Source organism: Stenotrophomonas sp. 2YAF22 (assembly GCF_052114665.1).
In the GTDB taxonomy this organism is placed as follows: domain Bacteria; phylum Pseudomonadota; class Gammaproteobacteria; order Xanthomonadales; family Xanthomonadaceae; genus Stenotrophomonas; species Stenotrophomonas indicatrix.
On sequence record NZ_JBFRFE010000266.1, the window covers coordinates 1 to 5,407 of the forward strand.

The window sequence follows — 5,407 nt, forward strand, 5'->3', positions numbered from 1 at the left end:
CGATCATGCCAGTTCAGCCGACCCGGCGCAGGCGGCGACGCGCCTGCGCCACCAGTTCATCCACCTGCAGCATTGGCGGCAGGCTGGTGCTCTGCAGCATCACGCCAAGGCCGAGCCGATGATCGCGCTGCTGCGGATCACCACCCAGCAGCTCGACCTGGCCGGCGTCGGCACGGCGCAAACCCAACAGCACGCTGATCGCGGTACTCTTGCCCGCACCGTTGCGGCCTAGCAGGGCCAGTACCTGGCCAGCGCGCACCTGCAGGTCGATGCCGTGCAGGGCGGTATGGTCGCGGTAACGCACCTGCACCTGCTGCAGGCGGGCCAGCGACGGGGCGATCGTATCCATGTGCGGTACCGGTAGCGGGGACGTTGCCATCCTGTGCCGCCGTGGTCACATTTCGCAGTTGCCGCCGTCAATGACATCGGATGACAGCTGTCACTGCCATCGCCGATGCACCTGCCTTCATGCTGTGCCGCACGCTCCACCGCCGGAACCGCCGCTGCCTGCCCTTCCGGTCACACCCGCCCGAACGCCTGTGATGGAACGAATGAACGCTTCTGCCGAGCTGTTGAAGGAACTCCGTATCGACCGCAAGTCGCCGCCGCCCGCCTCCAGTGGCGGCAGTGGTGGCCGCCGCTGGCTGTGGATCGCCGTGGCCGTGATCATCGTGCTGCTGGCCGGTGGTGCATTCGCACTGTTCGGCCGCGCGCCCACCGTGGAAGTGGACACCGCACCGGCGGTGGCCATCCAGCAGGGCAGCGCCAGCAGTTCGGTGCTCGACGCCAGCGGCTACGTGGTCGCCCGGCGCATGGCCACGGTGTCGGCCAAGATCACCGGCAAGGTGCGTGAGGTGATGATCGAAGAAGGCATGCGGGTGGAACAGGGGCAGATCATGGCCACCCTGGACCCGATCGATGCCGACGCGCAGCGCAACCTGTACGCCTCGCAGCTGCAGGCCGCACGCAGCCAGGTGGTCGGCCTGGAAGCACAGCAGAAGCAGGCCGCCGCTGAAGCCAGCCGCCTGCAGGCGCTGGTCGGCCAGCAGCTGGTCTCGCGTTCGCAGTACGACCAGGCAGTGGCCCAGCGTGACAACCTGCGTGCGCAGCTGGAAACCGCACGACGCAACGTCAAGGTTGCCAACGACCAGCTGTCCATCGCCGACCTTGGCGTGGACAACAACATCGTGCGCGCGCCGTTCTCCGGCGTGGTCACCGCCAAGGCCGCGCAGCCCGGCGAAATCGTCTCGCCGCTGTCGGCCGGTGGTGGCTTCACCCGTACCGGCATCGGCACCATCGTCGACATGGAATCGCTGGAGATCGAAGTCGAGGTCGGCGAAGCGTTCATCGGCCGCGTGCAGCCGAAGATGCCGGTGGAAGCCACGCTCAACGCCTACCCGGACTGGAAGATCCCGGCCGAGGTGATCGCCATCGTTCCCACCGCTGACCGCGGCAAGGCCACGGTGAAGGTGCGGGTGGCACTGAAGGTGAAAGACCCGCGCATCGTGCCGGAGATGGGCGTGCGGGTCAGCTTCCTGGAACAGGCCAAGCCGCAGACCGAAGCCAAGCCGCAGGGCGTGCGCGTTCCGGCCACTGCGGTGGTCGAGCGTGAGGGCGCGTCGGTGGYCYTCGCACTGGGCGATGACAACCGCGTGCAGCAGCGCACGGTCGAGGCGGGCCAGGCGATGGGCAAGGACCGCCAGATCCTCAAGGGCGTGAGCGCAGGGGAGTCGGTGGTGGTCAACCCGCCGGACACCCTGCGCGACGGCACCAGGGTCAAGCAGAAGCAAGCGCAGTAACGGCCCGGCGCCCGCATGGCGCCACCGGCAGTACCGCTGGAATGCACCACTGTTCGACGCGTGCCGGCCGTTGGCCGGGACGCATCCCCGTTTCCCGCCTTTCGTGGAGAACCACCCATGTCGACCCTGGTTTCACTGCGCAACATCACCAAGACCTACCAGCGTGGCCCCGAAAAGGTGCAGGTACTGCACGGCATCGACCTGGATATCGCCAGCGGCGATTTCGTCGCGCTGATGGGCCCGTCCGGTTCCGGCAAGACCACCCTGCTCAACCTGATCGGCGGGCTGGACAACCCCACCGGCGGTGAGATCAGCATCGAAGGCGAGCGCATCGACCAGATGAGCGGCGGCCAGCTGTCGACGTGGCGCAGCCACCATGTCGGCTTCGTGTTCCAGTTCTACAACCTGATGCCGATGCTGACCGCACAGAAGAACGTGGAACTGCCGTTGCTGCTGACCCACCTCAGCGCGGCGCAGCGCAAGCGCAATGCCGAGATCGCGCTGACCCTGGTCGGCCTGGCAGACCGCCGCAGCCATCGCCCCAACGAACTGTCCGGCGGCCAGCAGCAGCGCGTGGCGATCGCCCGCGCGATCGTCTCCGACCCGACCTTCCTGATCTGCGACGAACCTACCGGCGATCTTGACCGCCAGTCCGCCGAAGAGATCCTGGGCCTGCTGCAGCAGCTCAACCGCGAACACGGCAAGACCATCATCATGGTCACCCATGACCCGAAGGCCGCCGAGTACGCCACCCACACGGTGCACCTGGACAAGGGCGAGCTGGCCGACGCGCCGCTGGCCCACTGACGGAGGCCACAGCGATGAAATACTTCTCGTTGGTCTGGGCGCAGCTGTTCCGCAGCCGCACCCGCACCCTGTTGACCCTGCTGTCGGTGGTGGCCGCGTTCCTGCTGTTCGGCATGCTCGACTCGGTGCGCGTGGCGTTCTCGTCCGGTGGCAGTGTGGAAGGTGCCAACCGGTTGGTGGTGGCTTCGCGCCTGTCGATCACCCAGTCGCTGCCGATCCGCCTGGAAACGCAGATCCGCCAGGTCAGCGGCGTGCGCGATGTCACCTACGGCATGTGGTTCGGCGGCATCTACCAGGACCCGAAGAACTTCTTCCCCAACTTCTCGGTGGCGCCCAACTACTTCGATGTCTACCGCGAGCTGCAGATCGACCCGGCGCAGCTGCAGGACTGGCAGCAGACCCGTACCGGCGCGATCGTCGGCGAGACGCTGGCCAAGCAGTTCGGCTGGAAGATCGGCGACACCATCCCGCTGCAAGCCACCATCTTCCCACGTGGCGGCAGCAACGACTGGCCGCTGGAACTGAAGGGCATCTACCGCTCGAAGGATCGCGCACTGGCGGCCAATGAAGAACGCCAGTTGATGATGAACTGGAAGTACTTCGATGAGTCCAACGACTACATCAAGAACCAGGTCAGCTGGTACACGGTGACGCTGGACAACCCGGAGCAGTCATCAAGGGTGGCGCAGGCCATCGATGCGATCTCGGCCAACTCCGACCACGAAACCAAGACCCAGACCGAATCGGCGTTCCAGCAGGCGTTCGTGAAACAGTTCGCCGACATCGGCATGATCGTCACCTCGATCATGGGCGCGGTGTTCTTCACCCTGCTGCTGTTGACCGGCAACACCATGGCCCAGGCGGTGCGCGAGCGCGTTCCGGAACTGGCCACACTGAAGACGCTGGGCTTCAAGGACAGCACGGTGCTGACCCTGGTGATGGTCGAATCGGTGCTGCTGATCGGCCTCGGTGGGCTGATCGGCATGGGCCTGGCGGCGCTGATCCTGCCGGCCATCAGCCCCAAGAGCATGGGCATGCTGCCGCCGCACGTACCGACGCCGACCTGGCTGGTGGGCATCGTCCTGATCGTGGTGATCGGCATCGTGGTCGGGCTGCTGCCCGCACTGCGCGCCAAGCGCCTGAAGATCGTCGACGCGCTCGCCGGCCGCTGAAGAGGACACCGACATGAACAAGCTCAAGAAGTGGCTGGGAAACGCGGTGACCGTGGTGCTGCTGGCCGTTGGCCTGGTGGTTTGGATCGGCCTGCCGTGGATCGGCGTAGCCGCCATCGCGGTACTGCTGGGGCTGTGGCTGGCGCTCACCCGCAGTGGTCGGCTGGCCCTGGCCGCCACCCGTATCGGCATCGCCAGCCTGCCGCAGCGCTGGGGTGCCTCCTCGGTGATCGTGGTCGGCATCGCCGGCGTGGTTGGCGTACTGGTGGCGATGCTGGCGATGGGCGAAGGCTTCCAGGCCACGCTCAACAACACCGGCGATGACACCACCGCGATCGTGCTGCGCGGCGGTTCGCAGGCCGAGACCAACTCGGTCATCACCCGCGAACAGGTCCCGACGCTGTCCACTCTGCCCGGCATCACCCGCGATGCGCAGGGGCGGCCGCTGCTGTCGCCGGAACTCTCGCAGGTGGTCAACCTGGTGTCCAAGGCCGATGGCACCGACGTCAACGCGCAGTTCCGCGGTGTCGGCCCGCAGGCGTGGGCCGTGCATGACAAGGTCAAGATCGTCGAAGGTCGCCGGTTCGCCGCCGGCCTGCGCGAGATCGTGGTCGGCCAGGGCGCCAGGAGCCAGTTCCGCGACATGGATGTTGGCAAAACGCTCACCCTGGGCAACCAGACCTGGACGGTCGTGGGCGTGTTCGCTACCGGCGATGCGCATGACTCGGAACTGTGGACCGACGCCGACACGCTGGCCACCACCTACCAGCGCAGTGCCTGGCAATCGATCAGCGTGCGCACCGACGGCAAGGCTGGCTTCGAGCAGTTCAAAGCCGCCGTGGCCGCCGATCCGCGCCTGAAGCTGGACGTGGAAACCACCCGCGTCTACTACAGCAAGCAGGGTGGTGGGTTGACCAAGCTGATCGACATCCTCGGCAAGGTGATCGGCACCATCATGGCAGTGGGCGCCGTGTTCGGTGCGCTCAACACCATGTATGCCGCCGTGGCCACACGCGCACGCGAGATCGCCACCATGCGTGCGATCGGCTTCCGTGGCCTGCCGGTGGTGACTGCAGTGATGCTGGAAACCATGCTGCTGGCGCTGCTCGGTGGACTGCTGGGATGTGCGGTGGCGTGGCTGCTGTTCAACGGCTACAGCGTGTCCACCATCGGCAGCAACTTCAGCGCGGTGGTGTTCAAGTTCCATGTATCGCCGGAACTGCTGTGGAGTGGGTTGAAGTGGGCGCTGGGCATCGGCCTGGTGGGTGGGTTGTTCCCGGCGCTGCGCGCCGCGCGGCTGCCAATCACCACGGCGCTGCGCGAGACCTGAGCATCACGCAGCGATACAACGCGCACCCTGCAGGGACGGAGCGAAGGCTCCGTCCCTTTTTCTTTGCACGTCATCCACGCATGGCGTGGATCTACTGGCCCATCCGCATGGTGTGGACGCCGACGTTGTTGCAGTAGATCCACGCCATGCGTGGATGGATGCGTGTACGCACGCAACAACGATTACAGATTGCGCAAACACCGCCGCTATTGGTGCCTCTGCCCATCGCAAACGCATCGCGCGCTACTGGGATGATCTGCGCGACCTCGGTGATTTCGAGCTGATCCTCAACGCCACCT

Annotated in this window: 5 protein-coding genes and 1 pseudogene; 5 read left to right on the forward strand and 1 reads right to left on the reverse strand. The window is 66.1% G+C overall.

The genetic code is table 11. The annotated features are described in order from the left end of the window. Positions 1-13: 13 nt before the first annotated feature. A complete protein-coding gene (locus AB4Y84_RS11910; protein WP_301868676.1) occupies positions 14-349 on the reverse strand; it encodes an ATP-binding cassette domain-containing protein in 336 nt (111 codons plus the stop codon). A gap of 202 nt (positions 350-551) precedes the next feature. Between AB4Y84_RS11910 and AB4Y84_RS11915 the strand changes: the two genes are divergently transcribed. The 5 genes and pseudogenes from AB4Y84_RS11915 to AB4Y84_RS11935 form a co-directional block, all read left to right on the forward strand. Further along, positions 552-1,799, forward strand: a complete 1,248-nt coding sequence (locus tag AB4Y84_RS11915; protein WP_442250180.1) for an efflux RND transporter periplasmic adaptor subunit — start codon at positions 552-554, stop codon at positions 1,797-1,799. A gap of 117 nt (positions 1,800-1,916) precedes the next feature. After that, the gene (locus tag AB4Y84_RS11920; protein ID WP_025878346.1) at positions 1,917-2,606 is read left to right on the forward strand and encodes an ABC transporter ATP-binding protein; all 690 of its coding nucleotides are present in this window, start codon (positions 1,917-1,919) and stop codon (positions 2,604-2,606) included. Between the two features lie 14 nt (positions 2,607-2,620). Then, positions 2,621-3,778: an ABC transporter permease gene (locus AB4Y84_RS11925; protein ID WP_032978283.1), complete on the forward strand. Its 1,158-nt coding sequence runs from the start codon at positions 2,621-2,623 to the stop codon at positions 3,776-3,778. A 13-nt stretch (positions 3,779-3,791) separates the two neighbouring features. Then, positions 3,792-5,108: an ABC transporter permease gene (locus AB4Y84_RS11930; protein WP_442244024.1), complete on the forward strand. Its 1,317-nt coding sequence runs from the start codon at positions 3,792-3,794 to the stop codon at positions 5,106-5,108. Positions 5,109-5,193: 85 nt separating this feature from the next. Further along, a pseudogene (locus AB4Y84_RS11935) lies at positions 5,194-5,407 on the forward strand (hypothetical protein); the annotation flags it as partial.

Bases quoted from the DNA above. Each gene is read 5' to 3' on its own strand.
- AB4Y84_RS11910 (WP_301868676.1), bottom strand. From the start codon at position 349: ATGGATACGATCGCCCCGTCGCTGGCCCGCCTGCAGCAGGTGCAGGTG.
- AB4Y84_RS11920 (WP_025878346.1), top strand. From the start codon at position 1,917: ATGTCGACCCTGGTTTCACTGCGCAACATCACCAAGACCTACCAGCGT.
- AB4Y84_RS11925 (WP_032978283.1), top strand. From the start codon at position 2,621: ATGAAATACTTCTCGTTGGTCTGGGCGCAGCTGTTCCGCAGCCGCACC.
- AB4Y84_RS11930 (WP_442244024.1), top strand. From the start codon at position 3,792: ATGAACAAGCTCAAGAAGTGGCTGGGAAACGCGGTGACCGTGGTGCTG.